Origin of the sequence: Hydrogenophaga sp. R2, from assembly GCF_049843595.1 — a bacterium.
Classification (GTDB): domain Bacteria; phylum Pseudomonadota; class Gammaproteobacteria; order Burkholderiales; family Burkholderiaceae_C; genus Hydrogenophaga.
The window spans coordinates 45,001-47,500 of the sequence record NZ_JBBHZN010000005.1 but is presented as its reverse complement, the minus strand read 5'-3'; the positions used below and the strand labels follow the sequence as shown (position 1 = coordinate 47,500).

Annotated in this window: 2 rRNA genes (both running past the window's edge); both read right to left on the bottom strand. The window is 52.1% G+C overall.

The window, feature by feature from the left end:
* A 5S ribosomal RNA gene (gene rrf / locus WD026_RS15335) occupies positions 1-82 on the bottom strand (it extends 31 nt beyond the left edge of the window).
* A 178-nt stretch (positions 83-260) separates the two neighbouring features.
* A 23S ribosomal RNA gene (locus WD026_RS15330) occupies positions 261-2,500 on the bottom strand; it runs 631 nt beyond the window's last position.

Sequence of the window (2,500 nt, the reverse complement as noted above, 5' to 3'; positions counted from 1 at the left end):
CCGCACTATCATCGGCGCAAAGGCGTTTCACTGTCCTGTTCGGGATGGGAAGGAGTGGTACCACCTCGCTATGGTCGTCAGGCATAAAGGGTTGCCTGGCTGCGACACCGCAGCCGGGCGAATTCATAGAGTCTGACACTGTGTTTGGCAGTGTCGATCAGCGTGTATTTTGATTGCATCCACGAGTGGCATATGCATGTGTTGTTCACATGTTGCATTTGCATGTCACTTGGGACACTTTGATATTGAATCAAAGTTATAGGGTCAAGCCGCACGAGCAATTAGTATCGGTTAGCTTAACGCATTGCTGCGCTTCCACACCCGACCTATCAACGTCCTGGTCTTGAACGACTCTTTAGGGGGCTCAAGGCCCCGGCAGATCTCATCTTGGAACGAGTTTCCCGCTTAGATGCTTTCAGCGGTTATCTCTTCCGCACTTAGCTACCCGGCAATGCCACTGGCGTGACAACCGGTACACCAGAGGTGCGTCCACTCCGGTCCTCTCGTACTAGGAGCAGGCTTCCTCAAATCTGCAGCGCCCACGGAAGATAGGGACCAAACTGTCTCACGACGTTTTAAACCCAGCTCACGTACCTCTTTAAATGGCGAACAGCCATACCCTTGGGACCGGCTACAGCCCCAGGATGAGATGAGCCGACATCGAGGTGCCAAACACCGCCGTCGATATGAACTCTTGGGCGGTATCAGCCTGTTATCCCCAGAGTACCTTTTATCCGTTGAGCGATGGCCCTTCCATACAGAACCACCGGATCACTATGTCCTGCTTTCGCATCTGCTCGACTTGTCAGTCTCGCAGTTAAGCACGCTTATGCCATTGCACTATTAGCACGATGTCCGACCGTACCTAGCGTACCTTCGAACTCCTCCGTTACACTTTGGGAGGAGACCGCCCCAGTCAAACTGCCTACCATGCACTGTCCCCGATCCAGATGATGGACCTAGGTTAGAACCTCAAACACACCAGGGTGGTATTTCAACGTCGGCTCCACCCGATCTAGCGACCGGGCTTCAAAGCCTCCCACCTATCCTACACAGATCTGTTCAAAGTCCAATACAAAGCTACAGTAAAGGTTCATGGGGTCTTTCCGTCTTTCCGCGGGGAGATTGCATCATCACAAACATTTCAACTTCGCTGAGTCTCAGGAGGAGACAGTGTGGCCATCGTTACGCCATTCGTGCAGGTCGGAACTTACCCGACAAGGAATTTCGCTACCTTAGGACCGTTATAGTTACGGCCGCCGTTTACTGGGACTTCGATCAAGAGCTTGCACCCCATCAATTAATCTTCCAGCACCGGGCAGGCGTCACACCCTATACGTCCACTTTCGTGTTTGCAGAGTGCTGTGTTTTTAATAAACAGTCGCAGCCACCTATTTTTTGCAACCCATTCACGCTTCGTTGTTCACTACACGCTAATAGGGCACACCTTCTTCCGAAGTTACGGTGTCAATTTGCCGAGTTCCTTCTCCTGAGTTCTCTCAAGCGCCTTAGAATACTCATCTCGCGCACCAGTGTCGGTTTGCGGTACGGTCAATTACAAGCTGAAGCTTAGTGGCTTTTCCTGGGACCTCGTTCAGTTACTTCGCGAGCAAGCTCGCTCGATCGGCAGCCTCGGTATATGACGGGCGGATTTGCCTACCCATCGCCTACTTCTGCCTAAACCGGGACATCCAACACCCGGATAACCTATTAAGATCCGTCCCCACATCGCACTTGTAATCGGTACAGGAATATTGACCTGTTTCCCATCAGCTACGCATCTCTGCCTCGCCTTAGGGGCCGACTCACCCTACGCCGATGAACGTTGCGTAGGAAACCTTGCGCTTACGGCGAGGGGGCTTTTCACCCCCTTTAACGCTACTCATGTCAGCATTCGCACTTCTGATACCTCCAGCATCCTTTACAAGACACCTTCACAGGCTTACAGAACGCTCTCCTACCACGCACATTGCTGTGCATCCGCAGCTTCGGTAACTGGCTTAGCCCCGTTACATCTTCCGCGCAGGACGACTCGATCAGTGAGCTATTACGCTTTCTTTAAATGATGGCTGCTTCTAAGCCAACATCCTGACTGTTTTAGCCTTCCCACTTCGTTTCCCACTTAGCCAATTTTAGGGACCTTAGCTGGCGGTCTGGGTTGTTTCCCTCTTGAGTCCGGACGTTAGCACCCGGTGCTCTGTCTCCCAAGCTGTACTCGTCGGTATTCGGAGTTTGCCTTGGTTTGGTAAGTCGCCATGACCCCCTAGCCAAAACAGTGCTCTACCCCCGACGGTAATACTTGAGGCACTACCTAAATAGTTTTCGGAGAGAACCAGCTATTTCCAAGTTTGTTTAGCCTTTCACCCCTATCCACAGCTCATCCGCTAGTTTTGCAACACTAGTCGGTTCGGACCTCCAGTACCTGTTACGGCACCTTCATCCTGGCCATGGATAGATCACTTGGTTTCGGGTCTACACCCAGCGACTGAATCGCCCTGTT